This window comes from Rhodopirellula sp. UBA1907 (assembly GCF_002337565.1).
In the GTDB taxonomy this organism is placed as follows: Bacteria; Planctomycetota; Planctomycetia; order Pirellulales; family Pirellulaceae; genus Rhodopirellula; species Rhodopirellula europaea.
Genome location: NZ_DDGH01000086.1, coordinates 6,037 through 30,860, shown reverse-complemented (window position 1 = coordinate 30,860; position 24,824 = coordinate 6,037). Strand labels below are relative to the sequence as shown.

At 54.7% G+C, this 24,824-nt stretch carries 25 protein-coding genes; 4 read left to right on the top strand and 21 right to left on the bottom strand.

Annotated features, from left to right (window positions below):
- Positions 1-1,075, top strand: a 1,075-nt coding sequence (locus tag B2R17_RS19205; RefSeq protein WP_286765241.1) for a site-2 protease family protein, incomplete at its 5' end; no start/stop codon positions are given.
- A 14-nt stretch (positions 1,076-1,089) separates the two neighbouring features.
- Positions 1,090-1,518 (top strand): hypothetical protein, encoded by a 429-nt coding sequence (locus B2R17_RS19200; protein WP_286765240.1) that lies wholly within the window; start codon positions 1,090-1,092, stop codon positions 1,516-1,518.
- Between the two features lie 531 nt (positions 1,519-2,049).
- Here the strand turns inward: B2R17_RS19200 and B2R17_RS19190 are convergent.
- The 8 genes from B2R17_RS19190 to B2R17_RS19155 form a co-directional block, all read right to left on the bottom strand.
- Positions 2,050-2,964 (bottom strand): SHD1 domain-containing protein, encoded by a 915-nt coding sequence (locus tag B2R17_RS19190; RefSeq protein ID WP_286765239.1) that lies wholly within the window; start codon positions 2,962-2,964, stop codon positions 2,050-2,052.
- On the bottom strand, positions 2,961-5,051 hold the full coding sequence (locus tag B2R17_RS19185) for a glycogen debranching protein (RefSeq protein WP_286765238.1): 2,091 nt from the start codon (positions 5,049-5,051) through the stop codon (positions 2,961-2,963). Before B2R17_RS19185 ends, B2R17_RS19190 begins: the two co-directional genes overlap by 4 nt.
- A 90-nt stretch (positions 5,052-5,141) precedes the next feature.
- Positions 5,142-5,702 carry a hypothetical protein gene (locus B2R17_RS19180; RefSeq protein WP_286765237.1) on the bottom strand — a complete coding sequence of 187 codons (561 nt, stop codon included), beginning with the start codon at positions 5,700-5,702 and terminating at the stop codon, positions 5,142-5,144.
- Between the two features lie 33 nt (positions 5,703-5,735).
- Positions 5,736-6,047, bottom strand: a complete 312-nt coding sequence (locus B2R17_RS19175) for a glycogen-binding domain-containing protein (RefSeq protein ID WP_008672931.1) — start codon at positions 6,045-6,047, stop codon at positions 5,736-5,738.
- Positions 6,048-6,185: 138 nt separating this feature from the next.
- Positions 6,186-7,022 (bottom strand): universal stress protein, encoded by an 837-nt coding sequence (locus B2R17_RS19170; RefSeq protein ID WP_081611103.1) that lies wholly within the window; start codon positions 7,020-7,022, stop codon positions 6,186-6,188.
- 44 nt (positions 7,023-7,066) lie between these two features.
- Positions 7,067-8,824, bottom strand: coding sequence for an alpha-glucan family phosphorylase (gene glgP, locus B2R17_RS19165; protein ID WP_286765236.1), 1,758 nt, complete (start codon positions 8,822-8,824; stop codon positions 7,067-7,069).
- Positions 8,799-9,209 (bottom strand): BON domain-containing protein, encoded by a 411-nt coding sequence (locus B2R17_RS19160; RefSeq protein ID WP_286765235.1) that lies wholly within the window; start codon positions 9,207-9,209, stop codon positions 8,799-8,801. Before B2R17_RS19160 ends, glgP begins: the two co-directional genes overlap by 26 nt.
- 108 nt (positions 9,210-9,317) lie before the next feature.
- The gene (locus B2R17_RS19155) at positions 9,318-9,557 is read right to left on the bottom strand and encodes a hypothetical protein (RefSeq protein ID WP_286765234.1); all 240 of its coding nucleotides are present in this window, start codon (positions 9,555-9,557) and stop codon (positions 9,318-9,320) included.
- A gap of 250 nt (positions 9,558-9,807) precedes the next feature.
- On the opposite strand from B2R17_RS19155, the gene B2R17_RS19150 reads away from it, so the two are divergent.
- Positions 9,808-10,626: an anti-sigma factor gene (locus B2R17_RS19150; protein ID WP_286765233.1), complete on the top strand. Its 819-nt coding sequence runs from the start codon at positions 9,808-9,810 to the stop codon at positions 10,624-10,626.
- A gap of 216 nt (positions 10,627-10,842) precedes the next feature.
- Here B2R17_RS19150 and B2R17_RS19145 read toward each other — a convergent pair whose 3' ends face one another.
- From B2R17_RS19145 to B2R17_RS19130, 4 genes are all read right to left on the bottom strand, one after another.
- The gene (locus B2R17_RS19145; protein WP_286765232.1) at positions 10,843-11,790 is read right to left on the bottom strand and encodes a sterol desaturase family protein; all 948 of its coding nucleotides are present in this window, start codon (positions 11,788-11,790) and stop codon (positions 10,843-10,845) included.
- 184 nt (positions 11,791-11,974) lie between these two features.
- Positions 11,975-13,147: a cysteine desulfurase family protein gene (locus B2R17_RS19140; RefSeq protein ID WP_286765231.1), complete on the bottom strand. Its 1,173-nt coding sequence runs from the start codon at positions 13,145-13,147 to the stop codon at positions 11,975-11,977.
- Positions 13,144-13,542 carry an ArsR/SmtB family transcription factor gene (locus tag B2R17_RS19135; RefSeq protein WP_286765230.1) on the bottom strand — a complete coding sequence of 133 codons (399 nt, stop codon included), beginning with the start codon at positions 13,540-13,542 and terminating at the stop codon, positions 13,144-13,146. The genes B2R17_RS19140 and B2R17_RS19135 overlap by 4 nt, the downstream gene beginning before the upstream one ends.
- A 169-nt stretch (positions 13,543-13,711) precedes the next feature.
- A complete protein-coding gene (locus B2R17_RS19130) occupies positions 13,712-14,116 on the bottom strand; it encodes a MerR family transcriptional regulator (protein ID WP_286765229.1) in 405 nt (134 codons plus the stop codon).
- Between the two features lie 236 nt (positions 14,117-14,352).
- Here B2R17_RS19130 and B2R17_RS19125 point away from each other — a divergent pair, with 236 nt between their 5' ends.
- Complete coding sequence (locus B2R17_RS19125; RefSeq protein ID WP_286765228.1) at positions 14,353-15,495, top strand: mercuric transporter MerT family protein; 1,143 nt, start codon at positions 14,353-14,355, stop codon at positions 15,493-15,495.
- A gap of 63 nt (positions 15,496-15,558) precedes the next feature.
- On the opposite strand, the gene B2R17_RS19120 is transcribed toward B2R17_RS19125, so the two are convergent.
- The 9 genes from B2R17_RS19120 to B2R17_RS19080 form a co-directional block, all read right to left on the bottom strand.
- Positions 15,559-17,349, bottom strand: a complete 1,791-nt coding sequence (locus B2R17_RS19120) for a V-type ATP synthase subunit A (RefSeq protein WP_286765227.1) — start codon at positions 17,347-17,349, stop codon at positions 15,559-15,561.
- On the bottom strand, positions 17,346-18,011 hold the full coding sequence (locus B2R17_RS19115; RefSeq protein ID WP_286765226.1) for a DUF2764 family protein: 666 nt from the start codon (positions 18,009-18,011) through the stop codon (positions 17,346-17,348). The genes B2R17_RS19120 and B2R17_RS19115 overlap by 4 nt, the downstream gene beginning before the upstream one ends.
- Positions 18,008-18,721 (bottom strand): hypothetical protein, encoded by a 714-nt coding sequence (locus tag B2R17_RS19110; RefSeq protein ID WP_286765225.1) that lies wholly within the window; start codon positions 18,719-18,721, stop codon positions 18,008-18,010. Before B2R17_RS19110 ends, B2R17_RS19115 begins: the two co-directional genes overlap by 4 nt.
- The gene (locus B2R17_RS19105; RefSeq protein ID WP_286765224.1) at positions 18,690-19,148 is read right to left on the bottom strand and encodes an ATP synthase subunit C; all 459 of its coding nucleotides are present in this window, start codon (positions 19,146-19,148) and stop codon (positions 18,690-18,692) included. The genes B2R17_RS19110 and B2R17_RS19105 overlap by 32 nt, the downstream gene beginning before the upstream one ends.
- A 2-nt stretch (positions 19,149-19,150) precedes the next feature.
- Complete coding sequence (locus B2R17_RS19100; protein ID WP_286765223.1) at positions 19,151-20,947, bottom strand: V-type ATP synthase subunit I; 1,797 nt, start codon at positions 20,945-20,947, stop codon at positions 19,151-19,153.
- Complete coding sequence (locus B2R17_RS19095) at positions 20,947-21,561, bottom strand: V-type ATP synthase subunit D (RefSeq protein ID WP_286765222.1); 615 nt, start codon at positions 21,559-21,561, stop codon at positions 20,947-20,949. The genes B2R17_RS19100 and B2R17_RS19095 overlap by 1 nt, the downstream gene beginning before the upstream one ends.
- Before the next feature lie 3 nt (positions 21,562-21,564).
- A complete protein-coding gene (locus tag B2R17_RS19090; RefSeq protein WP_286765221.1) occupies positions 21,565-22,887 on the bottom strand; it encodes a V-type ATP synthase subunit B in 1,323 nt (440 codons plus the stop codon).
- A gap of 299 nt (positions 22,888-23,186) precedes the next feature.
- Complete coding sequence (locus tag B2R17_RS19085) at positions 23,187-23,768, bottom strand: class I SAM-dependent methyltransferase (protein ID WP_286765220.1); 582 nt, start codon at positions 23,766-23,768, stop codon at positions 23,187-23,189.
- A 48-nt stretch (positions 23,769-23,816) separates the two neighbouring features.
- Positions 23,817-24,824, bottom strand: a 1,008-nt coding sequence (locus B2R17_RS19080) for an efflux RND transporter permease subunit (protein ID WP_286765219.1), incomplete at its 5' end; no start/stop codon positions are given.

The following is a 24,824-nucleotide window of genomic DNA, read 5'->3' as shown; positions in this document are numbered from 1 at the left end:
CCGAGTCGCGACGCGGCAGCAGGGCGTCGGATTGTTTCGCGGCCGGTTGAACATGCCAGCCGACGAAGCGTTAAAGAGACTCGAAAGCGAACTGGGCGAGAACGCGGTTCCGTTGATCCAGCAGGACGACGAACTCGGTACGGCAATCGTATTGATGAATCGACCAACCGAAGAAGCGACGTTGGAGCGTCCGACGCGGCTTTGGCTGCATTGGTTGCTGTTCGCGTTGACGTTTTTGACGACGACCTACGCGGGAGCGTTGCATCAGGGCGTGAATCTATGGGAGCAACCGGGGGCTTTCGCCGTCGGTTTGCCGTACTCCATCGGTTTACTACTAATCCTCGGCGTACACGAACTCGGTCATTACTTCACCGCGAAACATCACGGGCTGAATGTCACTCCGCCGTTCTTCATCCCGATTCCGTTTGCATTGGGGACGTTCGGGGCGTTCATTCAGATGAAGTCGCCAACGCGAAACCGTCGAGCATTGTTCGATGTCGCCGTGGCTGGTCCTTTGGCCGGTTTGGTTGTTGCGATACCGGCACTGCTGGTCGGTTTGCAAAGTTCGGAAGTTCTTCCGCCCGAAACCGAAGTCGTTGGCGGAATGCTCGGCCACGGCACATCCGCCGGATCGTCAATCCTGTTCGCGCTGCTGTCGAAGATCGCATTGGGCGAACAACTGCAAGACGGCTATCTCGTTCAACTCAGCCCGCTGGCGTTCGCGGGATGGCTGGGCTTATTCATCACTGCGCTGAACTTGATGCCGATTGGGCAGCTCGACGGCGGCCACATGGCAAGAGCGATGTTCGGGCGGCGAGTCGGCGAGACGATCGGAAGTGTCGCAATGTGGTCTCTGTTTCTACTGGCAATCTTTGTCTGGCCCGGACTGTTGTTCTTCGCCCTGTTCATATTCTTCATCGCCGGACGCAGCACGCCACCATTGAACGACATCACGCCGATTAGCAGCGGCCGTCAATGGATTGGCTATGCGACGTTTGTCATCCTGGCGATGATCCTGATTCCGCTACCGCACAAGTTTTGGCAAGCGGCCGATATTTATTGCCCCTACTTGTAATTGGAGATTGAAGAATGCCGACTGGAGATTCGTTTGTGCGAGATCGCTGTAGAGGTGACATGATTGCGTTACTGGACGTTGGCGGCGAAGGCCGATACGCGACGGCAATGAACCTCAATCCGAGCGCCGAAAAAACGCTCGGTCCTGACAAGGGACGGCCGATCCCGAATCGAATCGACGAACGAGCCGAGGACATTCCGCTGCCGGATTCGTCGGTCAAAGCGATTGTCGTCGAACGCACACCGCTTCGCAACGAAGCGATTGACGAACTTGCAAGGGTTGCCACCAACGATGCAACCTTGGTCTTTCGCCATCCCGTTGACGAACACTCCGACCCGCACGCACGGGTAATAGAGCAAATTAACGGCGAAGTCGAGATTGACCAATTGGAATTTGATGACCAGATGGTTCAACAACTGACGATTCGACTTGGAGCAGGCTAGTCGTGAGCTAGAACTGACGAGTCGCGGGCACAAAGAGGGACTTGGGCTCAATCAAGTTGGCGACACGTCGTCAAGAGTCGTTCCGATCGCCACGTACGGGCTGATGTAATTGAATGCCTGCGCCTTCGATCACGTCTTCCGCAGCGAAACGCGTTTCTACTTGGCGTTATTGATGGGGCGACGATGGCGATGATTTTGCTCGGATTCATCCTGGGCGTGTATATGAACAAGAAAGACATGGTCCCGCACCACTCGATCGCGATCCTGAGAACGAGCCGAAATCAGCGGCCACCAAGTCCGCGAACTTGCCGACGAGATCATCAAGGCCCAGAGAAGGGAGATCGCCGAAATGAAACAGTTGATCGCGGACCTCGAGGATGGTTCGCCCGATGCCCTTGCCGCGAAATGAGCTGCGCGGTTTTTGCCAACCCACTTTGGCATCGCAGTTGCGAGTCCGCTGTGTTTCCGCGAAGTTGGTGATCGTCCCAACTTCACTGTGGCAAAACGACATCATGTGCCGACACCGGACTTTCAATTCCTCCTTGGCACAACTCTCATGGGGCCGACGACGTAGTTTGGATTTTGATGTTTTGCGATTTCGGCGGCTTGGATGTTGTTGCGGGCCGGAACGACGACACTGAGTGGCATACCATAGACGCCGGGCGGTGGTTCCATCGTGACCTCCCAGAGATCAAACACGCCCGCGTCGTAGGCTTGCAGATTGAGTTGCAACTGCTGTATTTGCTGTGCACGCATTTGTTGGCGTTGGTATGCTTCTGCTTGAGCATGTGCGAGGAATGATTCCTGCTCTTTCGCTTCATAGTCCTCTTTGGCCGCCAGCCAACGTTCCCAGCCTGGCTTGAGCACGTTCACCACTTCGTCGGTAAACAGAAAGAATGGCGCACAGTACAAATCGCCATCCTCTAGCTCAATCATCACGCCAGCGCATTCAAACGCGCGAGGCTCGCCTTTGAGTTTCTTCGCCCATTTCTCAAGTTCTTTTTCACCAGCGATTTCTTCGCCTGTGAAATGCTCCACGATCTTGGGGATGATGGCTCGGTAGACACCAGGCATCTTGTCGAATCGGCGGTTGTTGACGTAAACGCGTCCAAGTCGTCGTTGGATCACGACCGGGTGCTTGTCAAAGCCAACGATTCGGCCCGGCATCTTCAAGCCAGACTTCAGCGTCCAAACTTGCGTGCTTCCGGTCGATTGACCAAGCTTTTCGGCTTCCTTGTCAACGTATTCCTGGTCCCGCTTCGACAGTTTCTTCAGTGGCACGGCCACCAGGTCACTATTTTTCTTTTTGAGCACCACGGTCGAGTCGCTAAAAGCGATCATGTCACCAGTAATACTGTAGTTCCCGGTCGAGTCGGACCATTCTTTTGCGTCGGCGTTGGTAGCCGCCACGACAACTATTGTCAGCCAGAGTGCATAAGTTTTCATCGTTGTGTATCTCCTGTGTGTGAAGTGGGTTGCTCCAAGACAACCACGCTGCGCGGATTGACACGGTAGGCGTGCTGGTTGATGACCGGGCTTGATTCGTCGCATTGGATATCGAGTGGACTGGGCAGCGAAGTGTCGATGACCCGTTGCCAATCGCGATCTCGCGGATGCACAACAAAGGGACGTGCTTCCTTCGAGCCGTTGATCATTACGTACAGATCGCCACAGCAGTTCCGTGAATCCCGCAGGTGATAAGCCAATACCCGCGACTGAGCCGACATGTCGACGGTCGGTTCTTCAGCACCAAACCAGCAGATATCGTCTCGCCAAAACGTCGATCGTCCAATGGATAGATGCTTTTTCCGGAAGGCGATCATCTGCTTGAAGAAGCGAAACACTTCTTGGTTGGATTCGAGTCGATGCCAGTCAAGCCAACTCGTTTCGTTGTCTTGGTTGTAGGGATTGTTGTTGCCGCCCTGCGTTTGCATGAATTCGTCGCCCATGCGGAACATCGGCGTCCCAGCCGAAAGCATTAACAGACAACAGAAGTTCTTGACTTGACGTTTGCGTAAGTCTCGCACCGATTGGGGAGCATCAGCGTCGCCTTCCCAGTCGTGATTGGAACTGAATTCATTCGGGCCATCCTGGTTGCCTTGGCCATTGGCTTCGTTGTGCTTGTCGTTGTAGGCGACGAGGTCATAAAGCGTGAAGCCATCGTGCGATGTGACGTAGTTGATGCTCTGGAATGGCCGGAATGACTGTGAAGGGTGATCTGGGAATAAGTCGCTGCTGCCGTACAATCTTGTCATCAGGTCCGGCACCATTCCCGCATCGCCTCGAACGAAACGCTGCAACGTGTCACGATAGCGACCGTTCCACTGCATCCAAGTTTGACCGGGGAACGAGCTGCCCAATTGGTACAGCCCGGCGGCATCCCAGGGTTCAGCAATCAGGCGGACGTTCGCCAAATCGGGATCGCTCGCAATCTGATCGAAAAGTGGTGGCTGTTGCAGATTGATGTTGCCTTCCGAGTCCCTTGAAAAGACTGACGCGAGATCGAAACGAAATCCGTCGACATGCATTTCCTTTGCCCAGTATCGCAGGCTATCGACGATAAGCGACCGGACGGTGGGATGCGAGGTATCGAGAGTGTTGCCGGTGCCGCTGAAATTTGCATAGGGCGAGGCGGGATCACTTGAGGCAACGTAGTAGACGTCGTTGTCGATTCCGCGGTAACTATAGGTCGGCCCGCGATGATCGCCTTCGCATGTGTGGTTGTAGACGACGTCCAAGATGACTTCGATTTTGGCCGCGTGCAGCTCACGAACCATCTCGCGAAACTGGCTGTGTTGCTCGCATGACGAGTGGTGTGACGAGTAGGCGTGATGGGGCGAAAAAAAGTTCAGCGGCATGTAGCCCCAATAGTTATTGTCCTCCGGATCGAACTGAAAGGCCGGCATCAGTTCAACCGCAGTGACGCCAAGCTCCTTGAGGTACGGGATTTTTTCCACGACGCCAGCGAACGTGCCACGATTGCTGGCATCAACATTGGAAGAGGGATCGCGTGTGAATCCACGCACGTGCATTTCGTAGATCACTAAATCCGAACCATGTCGAATCCTTGGCTCGTTCCCCCAGTCGAACGGACAACGGCAAACATCCAGCCGCCCCAGCGGAGCGCGACCTGCATTAGAACCGGGCGAGCGGGCTGCTTCGCGGTTGAAGCATTCCGGGAAGAAAATGCTACGCGAGTACGGATCGAGCAAAATCTTTTCTGGGTCGAAAGCGTGCCAGGGCAGAGCAGCACCCTCGACCGGTCCATCGACTTGGTAAGCATAGTATTCCGCATCGCCTGCTTCGGACATTGGGACACGGCAATGCCAGATCGGACCTGACTTGTTCTTCAGCGGATCAAGCACGACGGAGTGCCATGGAACACGCAGTTCGTCTTTGAGATACATCAAAAGCGTGACGCTGCGAGCACTCCCTGCATGGATGGCGAAGTTGTACGCTTGTTCCTGCTCCAGCCATGTAACGCCTAGCGGTCGTGGCGTGCCATCGGACTGTTCCCAACTAGGTCCCTGCACTGGGCGTCCACGTGGTATCGACGTCACATCCGTACCACAGTGACGGCAATGCGACTGGATTGTCTTCTGTATCATTGAATTGCCTAGTTTCTAGTGCCCCGACCGCGTGCGTTCAAATTCGATCTGCAAGCTCAGCAATTCAGAACGCAAGCGGTCGATCTGCCACTGCAAATGCTGCATGGGATCAGCCGTGATTTCTGGCTGTTCCGCTCGCTCCAACGCCAATCTCGCGAGTTGGGCGTTGAGTTCCAGTCGCTTCAACTGGTCCTCGCGAACATAGCCGCTCGCCTTTCTCGCCCAAGCAAGCTGTTCCTCGGCAAGAATGACGTCGTTCTTGAGCGACTGCAAATGACTCTTGTGCAAATCATGGTCGGCGTGCTTTCCCGCATGTTCGACCAACTTCGTCGCGTAGGCGACCTGGTTCTGTAGCCTCAACAGCGACAGCTTTGAGTTCATGCCGGGAATTCGGCGGTTGGCTTTCAGCGCCGTATCCCGATCATGTTTCGCCAGCTCCAGCTTCTTTTGAAAGTACCGCACATCCACGTCATCGGTTGCGGCATTCGGTTCCTGGGCCATCGCCATGGAGGTCAGTGGCAAACTAATGAGAACCGCGATCGCGACATGGACGAGTCGGTTTCGTTGGGAGTTCATCGTATCCTCGATCGTAAATGTGGTGAGACTTAATCAGGCGACTTCGCAAACGCGATTCATGGTTCCAAAGTCATTGGGCACACATTGTGGGCATTCACCGCTCGCATGGCAGTTGGCTTCGCAGCACCACTGACCATCGACGACAAACTTGAATTCGTAGCGTCCAGGCTCCAGTTTGAGCTTGGCCGTCCATTTCCCATTGTTGGACTTCTCCATCAGTGTCGCCTCGGGATTCCACTCATTGAAGGAACCAGCCAAAAAGACCTTTTCAGCCTCGGGGGCATGGCATTCAAATTCTGTCGCCCGCTCGGTTTCCGCTTTGGATGGAGCTTCTTGTTCAGACATTGGTTTTTCCTGAAGTTTGAGATTGATTGATGGAATACAAGTTGGATGCTGCACGAAGTGCAATCATTCGGCGAAGCTGGAACATATTACGAATAATGCTCTTGAACATTGCGTTCACTATGGATGGAGATTTGGTCGCTATTTCTCATGCCATTCCGCAGGGACCGCAAGGATCGGGCAAGATGCTTTCTGCACGATTTGGTCCGAGGTGCTGCCGCGAAGGGCATCGAGAAAGCCGTGGTGACCTTGCGTCGTTAACGCAATCAAGTCGGCTCCACGATCATCTGCGGTTTTGAGAATCTGAGTGGCAGGATCGCCATCTTCGACGACAAGCTCCCACGTCCAACCGTCGATGTCGGGAATCGCGAAGTTCCTGAGTACGTTTTCGTCATCGCCGACATGAACAAGGGTCGCCGTGACGGACTTGCAATCAAGTAGGCTGGCTAGCGCCCAAGACTGCGCAATAGCGGCTACCGCGTCAGGTTCTGATGCGATCGGCACGACAACTTTATGCATTTCGATACTACCGTCTTTACGAGCGACGAAACCGTTGACGCCGTGTGGGACGAACAGGCAACTCGTATGCGAAGAGCGTGCGATCTTCTTTGAGATGTCTTGGTGCAGCCATCGGTCAATTCCCTCACGATGATGCGCTGCGATGACAATCAAGTCTGGGCGATGAACACTCAAATGCTTCAGAATTTCGCTGACGGGATCATTTCCAGCCAGCAACACCTTGTGAACGCCTATTCCTAGGCGTTCAACGTCCTCGGGTAGCGCCCAATCGGGAAGCAAGCCCCACTGCGAGAGTGTTTCGCGCACTTGGGGGAAATCGTCCCATGTCACCTGTTCCGGATGCCGATCCACATGCAGCACTTCGAGCAAAGCGTTGGCATTGACTGCCAGCTTCAACGCATGAACAAAAGCCGACTCGCCGCCGTTAGAAAAATCGGTTGGATGAAAGATGCGTTGCATGATAAGTCTCCTTGGATGATTTTCTTCATGGTCGCTCGCGATTCTTACGACTTGTAGTAAGCCTTCAGCACATACTGTTGGACCATCCGCTGAGTGTTGAAATGTGAGCCGTTCAAAGCGATCGCGTGCGACATGATTCGCATCCACATATCGCGTTTGCGGTAGTACGTCGGGACGACGACGTCGTTGAGCTTGTCGTAGAGGGCGGCAGCGTCTTCGTGAGATCGTTTCGCATCGCCGGGCTTTGCTGGCGATGCATCGCCAAAGGGCCATCCGGTGACGCCATCGACGCAGCCTTCGATCCACCAACCATCCAGAATGCTCAGGCTTGGTACGCCGTTGATCGCCGCTTTCATTCCGCTCGTACCAGATGCTTCGAGTGGAGGCTGCGGCGTGTTGAGCCAAACATCAACGCCAGCAACCAGTAGGCGAGCAAGTTCCCAGTCATAGTTTTCGAGATAGACGATTTTGATTTCTGGGGTGAGAGTGTCTTTCATGCGTATGATTTGCTGTATCAGTCGCTTGCCCTCTTCGTCGCGGGGATGCGCCTTGCCTGCAAAAACCAATTGCAGAGGTCCATGTTCCTCCGCAATCTGGCGAAGCCTGCCGGGATCGCTCACTAGTAGATTCGCCCGCTTGTACGCCGTTGCACGACGGGCAAACCCGATCGTCAGCGTTTCTGGGTCATACGCGATTGCTTGCCGTGAGTTGATCTCGTCAATCAAATCAAGCTTGGCCACCTGATGGGCCTGCCATACTTCGTTCTCGGCAATGGCAACTGCTCCGCGAAGGCTCGCACTGTCCTCACGCCATCCCGGTAGCCACTGGTCAAACAGATTGGCAAACGATCGAGCCGCCCAGGTTCGTGCGTGAACTCCATTGGTGATGTGGTCGATCTGATAGTGATGTTCGGCATCCTTCGGCGTCAGCATTTGCCTTGAGACTTCGCCATGCTTCTTGGCAACACCGTTGACGTAGTGGCTGAGGTTGAGTGCGAGGTACGTCATGTTCAGCTCACCACTGCAGCAGAACACTTCGTGCATGTTGAATAGGTCGGTTCGACCGAGGACTCGGCCCACGAGATTCAGGTCGAATCGGTCGTGACCGGCGGGCACAGGTGTATGAGTGGTGAAGACGCATTGGCGACGCACGGCTTGCACATCGTCGCTCGTGAAAACGTCCCTTTCAAAACTTTTGGCTCGCTCGTCCAACAGTTCAAGACCAAGCAGCGCGGCGTGACCCTCATTCATGTGGTACTGCACAACCCGTCGGTAAGCCAACGCACGCAGCATGCGGATGCCACCGATACCGAGAACAACTTCCTGGCATAGCCGATGACGATCATCGCCTCCGTAAAGACGGTGCGTCAGTGTTCGATCTTCCGCCGAGTTTTCATCTAAGTCGGTATCAAGCAACAGGACTGGAATGACGTGCCCACCGCCGTCATGCACGTCATATTGCCAAGCACGCACGTGGACGGTGCGACCCTCGATCACAACCTGAACACGCTCGGACTGTTCGGTGCAAAAGTCTGCTGGCACCCACTCCACAGGTGATTCGTGCTGCCAACCGTTGTTGTCGATGGATTGTGACAAATACCCATGACGATGCAGCAGCGTGACAGCGACCATGGGAACGCTCAAGTCCGCAGCGGCTCGCAACGTGTCGCCCGCCAACACGCCCAGTCCGCCGCTGTACGTCGGCATTGCCGGGTCAATCGCGATCTCCATGGAGAAATAGGCAACGGTCGCCGACGTCGTCAGTGATCCGTCGGCTTCAACCTTCCTCGTTGTCATGCTCATTCTTGCTCGTGCTGCAAAGGGGCGATACTTCTAGTTCGTTGACGATCTCCTTGACTCCATCAATGCAACGGACCAATTCCTGAGCCATTTGCTTGTGGTAAAAGCTGTTAACTGTGCCGCGGATAAATAGGATGCCGCTCTCGAAGCGACACTCGATCCGCTTCAATGCCGGGTAGCCACTGGACGACCAACTGCGGCGAATCGCAGCGACGATACAGCAATAGCAGGGCTGTTCTGCCGTTTCATCGGGTTTGCGATGATCGACTTTACGGGGCTGTCTTGAATCGTCAGCCGTCTCGGGAAGAGACACTTCATTGGCGGACCCGCTGACACCGCATTTCTGCGACCCTCGTTGTTTTCGCGATCCTCGTCGAGTCAAGGTCATTGCGCCTGTGATCATTGGATGCTCATCCGAACAGATAGAACTGGAATACAGCGATCGCCAGCGGTCTGACGACTGCGCTGGCGATCCAAACAGGTCTTCCAGTCCCGTTCAGTTGTCGCTTTCAACGACTGCGGAACTGCCGCAGCAACTTCGTTTGACGGTGCAGCAGTAGGCCCGTTTCGCACAGCAAGTATTGCCGACTAGGTCAGCCGACCCATCGACCTCTTGGACCTGTGACACCGAAGCCGGGGCCGCAGTCGGCGGGACATCCGCTGCTGGCAAACCAAACGCGGCTGCACCAAACAGACCAATCGACAAAACACCAGCAGCGACCGATTTCAATAACATGACTTCCACCTCTAGTCGTCAGGGATTGAGAAAACAAGCGACTCAGGCGTACTTGACCACCTTTGCTCGCCTTACTGGTATTTGGATGCAACGAGTCGCTTGCTTCTTCACGGTTTTTTCTCCGGCTTGTTCTCATTGCGATTGTTTTCTTGTTCACCGTTTTCCCGTGAAGAAGTGGCGGACCAAAGGCATCAAAAACCATGGGCCGACACTTGATCGGTCGAATTCAATTCTCAGGCGGAGCAATCAGATGGATTGCCAACAAGTGGAGCAATTGCTCTCGCACTATTTCGATCATGAGTTGCGACGCGACGAGCGGGCTGAAGTCGAATCTCACTTAGAAAACTGTCCGCCATGTTCGGACCAATTGGCCGACATCCGCATGCTTTCGGACGCTGCCCGAAGCCTCTCTTCTGCTCGTCCGCCGCACGACCTTTGGGATCGAATCGCCGCCCAATTGAAAGAGCCACGGTTGCCTGAATCAGTCAACAATCACGACACCGTCGATCTGGAATCGAATTCTAGGTTTGATCAGAGACGATCATGGAATTTGGTTGCGGTCGCGGCTGTGTTGCTGATTGGCGTTGGTCTGTTCTGGATGTTCAAACCGTCCAGTCATCTGCATGATCCGCTGAAAAGTTACGCTCAACTGCTAGATTCAAGCCCACTGGCGGCTCAGGAGCATCTAGTCTCCCAATACTCGGGCCAGACAGTTTCGGTGGATGAAGCGGTCCAGCTTGTTGGATACCGACCTCGCAATGTTGATCCGCCTCCCAGTGGATACTCGTGCGACAAGCTGGTGGTGTTGGACATGCCGTGTTGCAAATGTGTCCAGGCGGTTTGGCAGCGTGCTGATCAAACGCAGGTCGCCATTTTCGAGCACAAGTCCAAAATGGATGATTGGTTCGAGGGCGAGCCGAGCGTCAGCATCAAGTGCCAAGAAAAAGTCTGCCGAGTCACGCAGCTCGACGGTCAACTCGCCGCAACCTGGGAAGTCGGCTCGCGGCTGGTCACCGCGATCGGAGTGAGGGATACCGATGAATTAGCGACGTTGATAGCCGCGCTTTGAGGACCGACGCAGACCGAAATTGCAGTGGGAACGGCTGGTCGCGTCAGAAACCGATTGGGTCATAACTTCGCCTCTTCGTCCCACTTCTCCCTTTCCCGCATAAAACTGCCCCCAAGGAATTTCCGCCACCGCTCCGAACCGACTGTCAGCAAATCTCGGATATAACGCAGCTCGATCTCGAAGACCAAGTGGCCGTCCGGAAAACCAAATCATTGATCACGCTCGTCGGCCGTCCATTGGCCTCATTGGTGTAGGTGTGTCCTTGAGCGTATTCTCACCGAATTGATCGGCTTGCATACCAGGAGCACTTTCTTGCTCATGCGATGGCGCAGTCCCATTTTCACGATTGATGGGATAACTGCCAAGTTTCCCAATGAACGGTAACAGGAGCATCCAAGGCAGACGCTCGACTCGCTCGTCGCGGAACTGCGAGAGCCCGATCGTCATTCCTTCGTGACCGCTGTCAGGCTGGCTCCGGTATGTTCCTAGCAGAAAGTCCCACCATGGGAGGTTGAAACCGAAGTTGCTGTTGGCTTCCCGCCTGATCACGGAATGATGCACGCGGTGCATATCCGGCGTTACGATCACGAGGCGCAGTGCTCGGTCCAGCGAAAGCGGAATTCGCACATTGCTATGGTTGAACATGGCAGTTGCGTTTAGCAACACTTCAAAGATCAGCACGGCAAGCGGCGAGGCGCCCAGCAAAACAATTGCTGTACATTTGATTCCTAAGGAAAGCATGATCTCAAGCGTATGAAACCGCAGGCCCGTCGTTACATCGAAATCCAAGTCGGCATGGTGGACCATGTGCAGTCGCCATAAAACCGGAATCGCGTGGAACATCACGTGCTGAAGGTAGATCGCGAAATCGAGCAGTATCACGGAGACAAAGATTGCTAACCACGATGGGACATCATAATACTGAAAAAGTCCCCAGCCCACGGATTCAGCAAACATAGCAATTCCCACCGCTCCAAGCGGGGCGATGAACCGTAGCAAGAGACTGTTGAGGAACACCAAGCCCAGGTTACTTCCCCAGCGCTGCGGCTTGCTGGCATGCAAGACACGCCGAGGCGCAAAGAACTCCCACGCGACCAACACTACGAAGACACCAGCAAAACATGCGATGCGAACCGCCTGTTCAGTCGGTAAAAAACCCAACATCACCGGTCTGACCTCAAAGTTTTCAAGTCATTGCAGCGGTGGAGTGAAAAGGTGTCCGCGAGTCGCAGACCATCGAACAATTGTTTGTTGCCGTAGCGCGGTCGGTCGCGGACAAACAGGAATTTGGTCATTTCCGTTTCCTTCAGGTTAGATGCCGAAGCCAAATTGCCATCAGCACGAAATGTTATTTCATTCTCTGTGTGTTACGGAATTGAGGATGTTTGAGCGGTCGGTCGATCAACCTTCCAAGCGATTCGACGACAAATTTGATTTCTGTTTTCGTCGAATCGCGTCCGAGGCTGAAGCGGATAGCCCCAGCAGCCACTGCTGTCTCGACGCCCATCGCAGCGAGAACCGGACTGATATGCATGTTGCCAGCGTGACATGCCGAACCGGTCGACGCTGCCAGATAAGGTAGGTGCGCGAGTAGCTCGTGGCCGTGGAGTCCCGGGAAACTAACGTTGAGCGTATTCGGCAGCCGGTGCTTTGGGTGACCGTTCAAGGCGACGCGATTACCGAACATCTTCTGCAACCGGTCCCAAAGCTCGTCCCGCAAGGCCTTCACTGTTTCGTCGTCGACCCAGTCCTGTGCAAGTTCGCAAGCGGCCCCCAGGCCGACGACTTCGAGGACGTCTTCTGTTCCCGCCCGCCGTCCGGCCTCGTGGTCGGCACCATGAAGCAGCGACTCTATCATGACACCTTCTCGGATGAATAGCGCCCCGACGCCCTTCGGGCCATACAACTTATGTCCTGCCACACTGAGTAGATCGACGCCAAGGGATTCGACGTCGGTCGGAATCTTACCGACCGTTTGAGCCGCATCCGTGTGGCAAAGTACACCGTGCTCCCGAGCGATCTGAGCAATCTCAGTGATCGGCTGCATCGTTCCAACCTCGTTGTTGGCGTGCATGATTGAGATTAGCGCCGTGTGAGGACGAATTGCTTTTGCAACGTCATGCGGGTCAACCAAAGCAAATTGATCAACGGGCAGTCGTGTGACCTCAGCGCCAAGTCCCTCCACGAACCGGCACGGCTCCAGCACTGCGGGGTGTTCGATCTGGCTCGTGATGACGTGGAATGGCTTCTTCAAAGCTCGCGCAGAAAAAAACAACCCTTTGATTGCGTGGTTGTTCGCCTCGGTTCCTCCAGAAGTAAAAATAATCTCGGTCGGATCGCAACACAGCAAAGCCGCGACTTGTGAGCGGGCTTTTTCGATAGCTTCGCGTGCTGGAACGCCGGCCCAATGCAGGCTGGACGGGTTGCCATAAGCCTCGTCTAGGTACCGCACCATCGATGCCGCAACCTCCGGAGCGAGAGGCGTCGTCGCGTTGTAGTCGAGATAAATGCGCCCGGTCATGAAGCCACCTTTCGCCGCCGTGGCTTCTTGCCCTTTGACTCGGCGGAACGCCGCTGGGCCTTGGCCAGACGCTCCTTGTCAGCCTGAATCTCCTCAGACGTTCGTCTCACCACAGGATCGTCTCGTCCGACCAGCGCCAGCATGTCCTTCACGAGTTGCGGGCGACAAAGGTAGTAGCACCGCAGGGCACCATCCTGAGCGTAATCCACCAGTTGAGCATGGCGCAACACGGAAAGATGCTGTGAGATGTTGGCTTGGCGCGCTGGGAGCAATTCCTCCATGTCCGTGACGCACTTGGGACTGGCCGACAACTCCTGCAGGATGGCCAGTCGCGTTGGGTGCGAAAAGGCCTTAAGCAATTCGGCCGGTGATCGAGGGTCCTGTGAGTTGGTCATCTTTGTATCCAGTAATTCGCATATGCGGATGTCCGAATATAATATCGACAGGAGGGGCGATTGTCAATTCAGGAGAATCGCACCGGAGAAGGCCATTTGGCGTATTCAGCCCCTTGGGACCGACCGCAGTTGTTCCTCAGTCTGTTGTGTCATCCGGCATACGAATCGGCTACTTCGCCTGCAACTCTTTTACGACATGGCAACAGTCCGTTTGCTTTTGGTGCTGACATTGAGTCAGTGCCGACCTCAGCACCTTGCGAACATGCCGCAAATCTTTGAGTCGGTCCTCAACATCAGTCAATCGAGCTTCGATCAGTACTCGAACGTTGCCGCATGTTGGTGCGTTTCCTTCGCCATCGGCAAGCAGTGACTTGACGTCTTCGAGTGTGAAACCAATGGCTTGCGCGGCTCGAATGAACTTCAGTTTCTTGAGCGATTGATCGCTGTAGAGTCGGTAGTTCCCGCAACTGCGATCTTCCGGTTCAACGAGACGGATTCGCTCGTAGTAGCGCAGAGTCGTTGTTGGGATGTCAGCGGCTTTCGCCAACTCGCTGATTGTCAGTCGCTTGCTCATTTCTATTCTCGACGGGCCGGTTCCGAACCGGCGAAACGCCAGCTTTGACGGGGAAACAGAAAAAAAATTGCAAATCCCGCTTGACCTTGCACCTAGGTACAACCCCAATAATAAAGGAATACCACGCATGCAGCAAACGCGATTGAAAACCAACACGGAGCAACGATGTGTTGAGAAAGCAGAGAGAGATAACGAAGAGGGTTCAGTGTCCGTCCTGTGGATGCAAAGCCAAACGAGTGAGCACATCAACCATCGGCGTTTTGCTCGATGACGACTTGGCCGAACAGTTCACTGCAGGCAGTCGATCCTGTTGTGCAACGGAAGAAGAAGGTTGCACATCCATCAAAGAGGACACCGGCTGGCGATTTTGCCCATCGCAGGATTGTGACGTGGTTTACTTTACCGAGGAAGGAGACACGCAGTTCACCAAGCCGCAACTGAAAGTCTCGGTCGGCGTGAAGGAATCCAGCGGCGAACGCCCACTGTGCTACTGTTTCGGCCATTCGGTTGGCAGCATTAAAGAAGAGCTTCGCATGAAGGGGCACTCCGATGCTCTGGATGACATCCGGGCGAAGATGAAGGACCCCGGCTGTCACTGTGAGACCTCCAATCCGAGCGGTTCGTGCTGTCTGGGGAGCGTGACGAAAGGTATTCGAATCGCTCAGGAGGAACTTGGGCTGAATGCCCCAAAGACGACGACTGCGTCAACAACGGCGTCATCGACGGGGGAGAGGGTCGCCAAGATCGGAACCATCGTGTCGGCAATCATGGCCTCGGCCTGTTGCTGGCTGCCGCTGCTTCTGCTGGCAATTGGCGTCTCTGGAGCCGGGATTGCCGCCACGCTGGAAACGTATCGCCCGCTGTTCATGGTTGTCACGTTTGGATTTATTGGAGCAGCTTTCTACTTCGCCTACCGTCCGAAGAAAGGGACTGCCGAAACAGGAAAGGACTGCTGTCCCACGGAAAGTACAGTGGCGGAAGACTGCTGTGCCCCGACCGGCAAACGTCTCTTCAATATGATGTCTATGAACAAGGTCATGCTATGGGGCGTTACCATGCTGGCCATTGCTTTCCTGTTCTTTCCCAGCTACGTCGGTGTGTTTTTGGGGACGGCGGACGATGCAGTCGTGTCCGAGAATATGAATCAAGCCGTATTCAGAATCGAAGGCATGACGTGCGAAGGATGCTCGATCATCCTCGCCGAGGCGATCAAAACGGCTCCAAGAGTACTGGCCGTCCACGTTGACTATGAAGCAGGAGAAGCCTTGGTTGGAACTGAAATCTGCTGTCCTGTGCCTGAAGAAGAAATCCTCCTCGCCATTGAGCAGGCTGGCTTCAACGGCAAGCAGCTTTCTTCTAGATCGTCGAGCAACCAATAGTTCTCCTGGGTTCGAGCGGTAGTAGGTTTACGCACTCGCACAGATTTTGAGTCAGCCAGCCAATCATGCTTCGCTTTCGCGATCTGAAAGCATCAACCGGATGCTCGCCAGGAACTGTTGGTAGTCGGATGAATCCGTTTCGGCGTAGTTCAGATTGCGAAAAGCATTGGTGATCCGAACAAAGAAATCGCGGGCCTCTTCCTTGTCGTCGAACAGAAATTCGCGCTCGGTGATGTCTCGGATCAGCCGCAGCATCGACTGCTGCCGCTCCAAAGGTGTCGCGACATCCACCGGGTCGAAGGCATCTTGTTGCAAGTAGACCGTGTCGAGAAACTGTGCTTTCTGATAGATCACGAAGTCGGCCAGCGAAATTCCTTCCTCGCCCGTCACTTGCATCATCTGATAGATGGCGTCAGCTTGCCGAAGTAAATCGAGCAACGATTCGACGGTCGCGGTCCAGCCGGGAGCCAATAGGCGATCAAAATGTTCTTGCAGTTGTTCTCGATATCGCGACCAGGAACGCAGTGGGTCGATGGCTGGATAGAATCGCTTGTAGGCGCGATCGTAGGACAGACCGAGGAAGGTTTTCACCGTGCCCAAAGTCGATTGCGTGACAGGCTCCTCGAAATTCCCGCCAGCAGGCGAGACGGTTCCGATCATCGTTAGACTGCCCGAGGAACCGTCGCAAGTGGCGAGTACTCCCGCTCGTTCGTAGACACCTTTGATCGCCGAATCAAGGTACGCCGGGAAGGCTTCTTCCCCAGGAATTTCCTCCAGTCGTCCCGATGTTTCCCGCATCGCTTGAGCCCAGCGCGATGTTGAATCGGCTAATAGCAAGACATCGAGTCCCATCTGTCGGTAGTATTCGCCTAGCGTGATGCCCATGTAGATCGACGCCTCTCGGGCTGCGACTGGCATCGACGATGTATTGCAGATGATGACGGTACGATCCATCAGCGAGCCGCCCGTCCGTGAGTCTTGTGCCTGTGAGAACTCGTTGATGGTATCGACGACTTCACCCGCTCGTTCACCACACGCGACCACGATCACAACATCCACGGCTGAGTTACGTGCGATCAATGTTTGCAGAACAGTCTTGCCAGCGCCAAATGGCCCCGGAATACACGCGGTACCACCGCGAGCGATTGGAAAGAAGGTATCAATGGTCCGAATGGTTGTGACCAACGGTTCAGACGGGTACTTTCGTTCGGCCAGGTGTTGTTGCAGGAGGTCCGCTGGCAATGGAACTCGAACGGGCCATTCCTGTCGCATCGTCAACGGACGCTCATCCTGCCCAACACGAATGCGGGCGATCGGCTCGTCAATCGTAAAGCTACCTCCCTGAATCCACGTCAGTTCAGCTTGGCCACTCAGATCAAAGGGAACCATGATCTTGTGCTCGACGCCGCGTTCCTGAACCGTACCCAAGACGTCGCCTGCACGAAGTCGCTCACCCGTGCGTCGTATCGGCACAAACGACCATTTTTGCGTGCGGTCGAGCGAGTCGGCATAATGCCCACGCTTGAGAAAGAACCCGTCGCGATTGGCGAGTGTTTCCAGCGGATTTTGTAAGCCGTCAAACACGGTTCCCAACAGGCCGGGACCAAGCGACGCGGATAGCATCTGATGCGTCAGTTCCACATGGTCGCCAACCTTCACGCCTTCGGTGTCCTCGAAGACCTGTAAGTCGGCTTCCGTCCCATAAATTCGCAGCACTTCGGACTTCAACCGCTTGTCATCCAGACAGACATACGCAACTTCATTCTTGACGATCTGTCCTTCGGGGACCTCAATCGACACGATATTTCCATTGACGGCCGTGACCTGCGCAGCGGTTGCTACCTGCGTGTTCATGCGACGTTTTCCTCAAGGTTCAACGTTTGCGTCAAGAGTTCATCAAACTTCTGCCGCCCCGCCGTTTCATCGAGTCTCGTCCAGCGATCGACGATTTCCCAACGAGCGAGGTACAGCAGAATCGTCTCAAACGAGAAGTAGAACTGGTCAGCAAGTTGCACCCAACGATTCCAAGTGGCGCCTAAAAGCTGCCGTTCAACTTCTAAGGGTTCGCCTGCATCCAACGATTCGCGGACATGTGGAATCCAAGGATGCTCTCGAACCAATCGAAAATCGGGATGTTGCCAGTTCTTGCGAATGTGGTCCGTGTGCTGGCCGACGGCGGCTGCTGGCTCAAGTCCAAGACGCCGTCTCCGTAATGCGCAGGTTATCGTACGAACGTCTATCCGATGATTGATGATGTCGCGAACGAGTGAATTAGAAATCGACTTCATCAAGCGATCGTATCCCATCTGAACTTCGTCATCCGTGCGTTCCGGCAGTTGACGATCCCACAGCAGAAAACTCTGCACTTGCTCAACAATGCTTTTGTCGCGATCGCCGAGCAACTTGAGCCTCTGCTGGAGTTGAATTCGCGAGATTGGCACTCGTTCAATTTCAAACGAGCGAGGCATATGTGGAAGGCTGGCGACGAGTGAGTAGTAATTCGTAGTCGCGGTCACTGGATGATCCCCTCCATGATGGCGCGAAATCGGGGGACCAGGTGCCTCAGCAACAGCTCCGCAATGGCTTCATCAGTCAATTCAATCTCGATATCTTCTTCGAGCAGTTGGATACGGATGCCCGCCGAGGCGTCGTCTCGTGTTCCAATCTCCAGTCCATCGCGCAGCATCTCTTTCGTGATTGAAGCAACGAAGTGGCTCAGATTTCCTTCTTTCACTTCCTCAGGGTGGCTGCGCAGTTGCTCCAAGCCGATGGCGTTCTCGGGAAGTAGAAGCTTGGCTGATTGACTGGGCGAAGGAGCTGACCGGCCACCGACCTCAAGAATCAACTGTTTCAGGAAGTCGCCGTCTCTCAATTCACGCCTTACCAGCCGTCGAACTCGGTCGGCGAACTGTTCCACCAAATTGGATTTGAGCCTCAGCATCGCATCACGCACCGCCAATTGCACCGCTTCTTCACCGGCCCGCTTGGTTTGCTCGGCCCCTTCACGTGCATTCCGCAGTAACGCATCGGCTTCCTGTCTCGCATCGTCAAGACGTTGCTCGGCTTTCCGTCGTGTTTGCTCCATGAGGGCATCCGCCTGCGCTCTGCCTTCCTCGACGCCCTGCGCGCGCAAGCGACCAATCAGTTCTTCAACGCCGGACGATTCCTTCGGGTTTGTCATAATGCCAATTTCCTTAGCCTGCCGCGCCACCGGGAATGTTACCACCGACGATCATCGCGAAGATGAAAGCGAAGACTGCGAAACCCTCCACGATGGCTGCTGGTGCAATCGCCAGTCCAAAAACTTCGGGTTTGGACTTTGTTGTATTGATTGCCGATGCACAGCAAGAGCCTTGCACCATTGCACTGAACAGCAACGCCAGTCCGACCAACAGGCCGATGGAAAACAATCCCGGTGCGGAGTCTAACGAAACGGCTCGATTGAACTGCATGGTCACCACGATTCCGTAGATGGTTTGTGAGGAGGGCAACGCTGAGACGCCAACCAATCGTCCGTATCCACTGTCAACGTCCAACAACGCGCCCGATGCTGCTTGCCCCGCGCGTCCGCAGCCGATGATACTGCCGATGGCTCCGAGTGCTGTCGGCAGGAAAACTCCTGCCCAGCCCAATAGAAGTATGTAACTATCCATTTCTAGGTTGCCTTCTTGTTGAATGGTTCAAATGCGTATCCTTCGTCTGGGAGACTCCAGCTAAAGAACTCGATGCAATTCAGACGCAATCCATGCACGACACCGCTCATGATTGCCAAGACGAAGTTCAAGCCATGTCCGAAAACCACGGCCACTACCGCTAGCAGACTGCCAATCCCCACGCAGCAGCTAGCTTTGTAAGTCAGGTCGTTGAACGTCCCCGCTAGTTGAGCACTAGCAAGGCCGAGTGCAAACAGTCGCAAGTAGCTCAATACGTCCCCGAATGCACGAGAGACGCCAGTTAGCGAAACGACGCCGTCGATCAATCGCTTGCCGTGTTCTTTGAAGCTGAATGTCGTCAGTGGTCGTTCGCTACTGAAGAGCAGAACGGAGGCAATCCCGATTCCGAGCACCCAGCTCCCGAATTGAATCAGCGGTTGCTCTGGCTGCGTACCGCTTTTGCCTAAGCCCAGGGCCAAGCCACCAAATAGCGCCGCGACCCAACCGAAAGACGCCAGCATCGGGGGCGACCATCGACGACTCCAAGCCAAAGCTAGATTCGCCATCACAAGATGCACAACGCCGATCGCAATGGAAATCTGCATCATCAGCTTCGTATCGGTTGCGTCGATGACATGCACTCTGGCCAGCACTGAACCGGCTGGCGGTGGAAATCCAAAGTAGCTGCCAACCGCGATGCCATAGGCGACGGAGGCGACCACAATGGCGACGAACAATGCGCGCATTCCCCGCGTGCTTTCGGACCTTCCAAACCGTCGCCAGAACAGCAACAAGAAAAACGCCAGCAACATCGCGTAACCCGCGTCAGCCATGATCATTGCAAAGAAAACACTGAACGAAAAAAACACGATGCCTGACGGGTCAAACGCTCGATAGGCGGGTGTCGTATAGAACGTGACAGCGTTTTCCCCGCCCGCGGCCAGTCCGCGATTCGACAGCAAAGTCGGCGGCGAATCCTCCGCGGTCGGAATTTCGATGGTCAGTCCTAAATCGTGGCTTCTCGCGAAGGAAGCGATCTGTTCGCGCTGCGATTGAGGTGCCCAACCTCGAACAGCGAACATGCGCGGATCATCGAAGGTTTGTCGTGCTGCACGCTCGCGTGCCGCTCGGTCTTCAGCAAGTCCAAGCCTACGAGATAGTTGGTCGATCCAGCGAGTCAATCGAACTCGCTGCCAATGCAACTCCTCCAACTCGGATTCGACCGCCTCAAGACGATCCTGCAATTCGCTCAGTGGACGTTCGTCCAAGTGCGTTCGCGGCACCGGCATGTCCGCCGGTTCCGTATCACTGATCACGACAACGTAAGCGAAGCGGTGTTCTCTGGCGACGACTTGCCAATCGTCCGGCAACGACTCCAGCAAACTCAATTTGTAGTGTGGGACAGCGTAGAACCAGAAACGCAAGCCACCAAGTTCGTCGTTCAATGGAAGCTGGAAATCTCCCCAAGGTAGGAGCGTTGCAATCGCTTGCTTCAATTCGTCCAATTCAGCTTGTAATTGCTGTCGTTGCTGCTGGATCGACAACGCTTGGCCAACGACGTCATCCAATTGAAACTCGGAGTTGTCCTTGACGGCACGGCGGTGAATCGGACAAGCTTTCAGATACTTTAGTGCTTGCGCGGCATCGGGTGAGCACTGGCTGTTTTGCGATTGGTGGTCACGACTGTCGTTCAAGTCAAGAAGATGCAGGCAGCCCAGTTCCTGTAGGCCATCAAGCACGACGTGTTTCTGGTCGGCCGTACCATAGAGAGTCACTTTGGCGACGGGAACGATTGCCATTACACCGACCTCGTCGTCAGTTCACCGCGATTTTGTTTCGCCTTGGCGATCTTGGAACGCACAACGGCGGCCCGTTCCGTGTCAGCCAAATGAATTTTGATACGGTGGATATCTTTTTCGGCTTGCGGAATCAGCACCTTGTCAAAAAGGTTGACTCGTTGCGTGATCCGGCGCACCGCATCATTCAGGCGGCCCACTCGCGTCCGCTCATTTTGTAAGCGTAGCTTCAACAAGGCCAGTTCCTGCAAAAGCTCCACCAGGAAATCGACCCAGAACGGCTTGGCCAGCATCGAGTATTCCTTGACCCGAAAACGAACTTCGCCGAGTAGGGGCAACCGCACTCCAAGTACGTTTTCTTCGGTGACTGTCCGCTCCTCGATGGTTACTAGATCGCTCAAGTCCTGCTCGCTCGCGCCCAGAAGCGAAAACAGTCCTCGCTGGGAATCCAGTAGCGTTTCAATCTCGTTCTCTGTTTCAGACAGGATGCGTTTGGATCGTTGCAAATCGGCGATTAACTGTTGCCGTTTCAAGTCCAGCGATGGCAGGAATCGCTCAAACATCGCAAGTTGATCGCGGCGTTGCTTCAGTGACGTTTTGTTGAGAGCCAATGCCATTGCTCAACTCTCCGCTTGCTTGAAGTATTTCTCGACCAAAGCCTGTTTCATCAGCAATTCTTCCGCCTCGAAACACTCGGCCAGTGTCTGCCAACTCAGATCGAGTGCGTCGTTCAAAGGCATCGCAATCCGAATGTCCATGAAACGTTTTGCAAATAGATCGCCAAACTTCAACAGCTTCTGGTCGAACGTCGAAAGATCGAACGCCATCGCTTGCTTCTTTTCCGCTTCCTTGGCCCCCGCGTAAAACCGAATCATCGTGTTCATGATTTGCGAATGGTCTTCGCGGGTGACTTTGCCGATGACTTGCTGCTTGAGCCGCGAGAGTGAACCGAACGGGTCAATGACGCCATTGTGCAAATACAGTTGCCCTTCAGTGATGTAACCCGTGTTGTCAGGAACCGGATGCGTCACATCATCACCTGGCATCGTCGTCACGGTCAGGATGGTGACGGAACCAGCGCCTTTATAATCGCAAGCTCGTTCGTAGCGCTGGGCAAGCTGCGTATAGAGATCACCCATGTAGCCGCGATTCGATGGAACTCGCTCCATCGCGATGCCAATCTCTTTTAAGGCATCGGCATAGGCCGTCATATCGGTCAATAGCACAAGCACCCGTTTACCTTCCTCGACAGCAAATCGCTCCGCGACCTTCAATGCCATGTCGGGAACCAGAAGACGCTCCACGATCGGGTCCGACGCTTGATTCACGAACATCACCGTGCGACCAAGAATCCCTTCGTCTTCAAATGTCGATCGGAAGAAGTGGTAGTCGTCAAAAATCAACCCCAGCCCGCCAAAGATGATAACGTCCGCATCGGCTTGAATCCCGATACGAGCAAGCAGCTGGTTGTACGGTTCGCCTGCGACCGAAAAAATCGGAATCTTCTGACTTTCGACCAAGCAATTGAACACGTCAATCATGGGGACTTTGGTGTGAATCATGTTCTTGGGCACGATTCGCATCTTGGGATTGACCGATGGCCCACCGATTGGAATCGAGGGTTCGTAGGACAAATCAGGTCCGCCATCCAAAGGAATCCCCGATCCACGAAAGACGCGGCCCAAAATGTTTGGCGAGTAGGTGACCTGCGTTGGGTGCCCCAGAAACCGGACCTTCGCTTGCGTGGAAAGTCCCTTGCCACCGGAAAACACCTGCAATGAGACCACGCCGCGTTCCAGCTCGATAACCTGTCCCAGTGAACGACGCCGATCCCAATTCTCAACGACGGCCAAGTCACCGAATCCAACGCCGGTGGCACGCACCTTGAGGATATCACCGACAATCGCGACCACGCTTGTGTGTCTGACAAGATCAGGGATCATTTGATAGCGCCTCCAAATATCGACTCGACTGAACATCGAACTTCTCGTCCCATACGCCCGATTCCGGTAACTATCAGACCGTCGCGAGGGTCTCCTGTAACAGCTATTTTGGTCCGCATTGCGATTCTTCTCGGCGCCGTCACGTTGCGACTCCTTGTGTTATGCTCATCAAGGCGCGCAGTCCCGTTTGACTTCAATGGGTTCGACGTCCACCAGTGATTGGATGCATCAAACGGCCTATCTCTTCACCGTGCGGTCAAGAAAAAGGCAAAAGCATTTGCAAGCAGTAGGCCGGAGTCCTATTCACTCAACCGGCAGAACCAATCGAAGACATGATCGTAGCCTTCCATTCCCACGACGCGGTGGCGTGCCGGCAGAATACCGAACTCTTTGTTTTCAAAGCGGGCGAGGATCGTTTCGTTCTCCAATGGGTCGGGAGTTGCATCCGCGTCCCAACCCAGCATCATGTATCCGCCGGGAACCAGAGAGCGAGACACCGCTTCGATCATGCGTTTGATATCGTCGTCTGTGTCGATTCCGAAACCAAGCAGCCCGTTGATGTGGACAACATCAAACCGTATACCGTTGAAGACACGATCTATCTCTCGAATGTCGCAAGTCCGGTGAAGGTGCCCGTTTCCGAATCGGGCCGCCCGCGGATCGAAATCGAGTGTCCACACCGCAGTGGTCTGCTGATCAAAAAGTTTCGGATAGCCGGTGTTGTAGCGACGAGTCCCCGCCAGCATCACGTTGGACGGCTCCGCCTCTGCCATCGCACGAAGCATGACCTCACGGAGGTACTTGCGGTCGGCGAAGCCATGGACCCGCAAATTGAAGGCGACGGAATCAGCGAATCGTTTCGTTTTGGCGACGATATTCATTTGGTAGGATCAGGGTGCATGTCAAGTGATGAGATTGGGAGTAACGGTTCATGCATTCTCTGCAAACTTCTCGTCCTTGATTCCAAGTTTGAGTTTCCATTCCATGGCGGCGCAATACAGCACCGGGACGACTAGCATCGTCATGATCTCGATTGTCATTCCACCGAAACTGGGGATCGCCATCGGAACCATGATGTCGCTGCCGCGTCCCGTGGATGTCAGCACCGGAATGAGCGCCAGCAGTGTGGTTGCCGTCGTCATCAAGCATGGGCGGCAACGTCGCATGCCCGCCGTCACGGTTGCTTCACGAGCATGTTTCGCATTCGTAATCTTGTCTTTGCGGAAACTCTCGTCTAGGTAAGACGCGATCACCACACCGTCGTCGCTGGCGATCCCAAAGAGCGCCAGAAAACCAACCCAGACGGCAACACTAAGGTTGATCGTGTGGACCTGGAACAGCTCACGCATATTCGTCCCGAGCAAGTTGAAGTCCAGGAACCAATCGGTCCCGTAGAGCCACAGCATGATGAACCCACCCGACCACGCGATCATGATTCCACTGAACACGAGCGACGTGGTGATCACCGACTTGAATTGCATGTACAGAATCAGAAAGATGATTCCTAGTGCTAAGGGCAAGACGACCATCAACGTCTTTTGTGAACGAATCTGATTTTCATAGTTGCCAGCGAAGGTATAGCTAACACCTGCCGGGAGCACGAATTCACCACTGTCGATCTTCTCCTGCAAGAATGCCTGGGCATCTTCGACAACGTCGACTTCGGCGTTGCCAGCCTTCATGTCAAACAGAACGTAGCCAAGCAAAAACGTATCTTCACTCTTGATGACTTGCGGTCCGCGAACGTACTTGACGGTTGCAAGCTGCGTGAGGGGAATCTGTTGCCCCATCGCCGTCGGAACCAAAATCTTCTCCAGCGACTCAGCCTCGTCTCGAAGCTCGCGTGCGTATCGCACACGCACTGGATATCGCTCGCGTCCTTCGACGGTTGTTGTAATCTTTCGGCCGCCAATGGCCACTTCGATCACGTCCTGCAC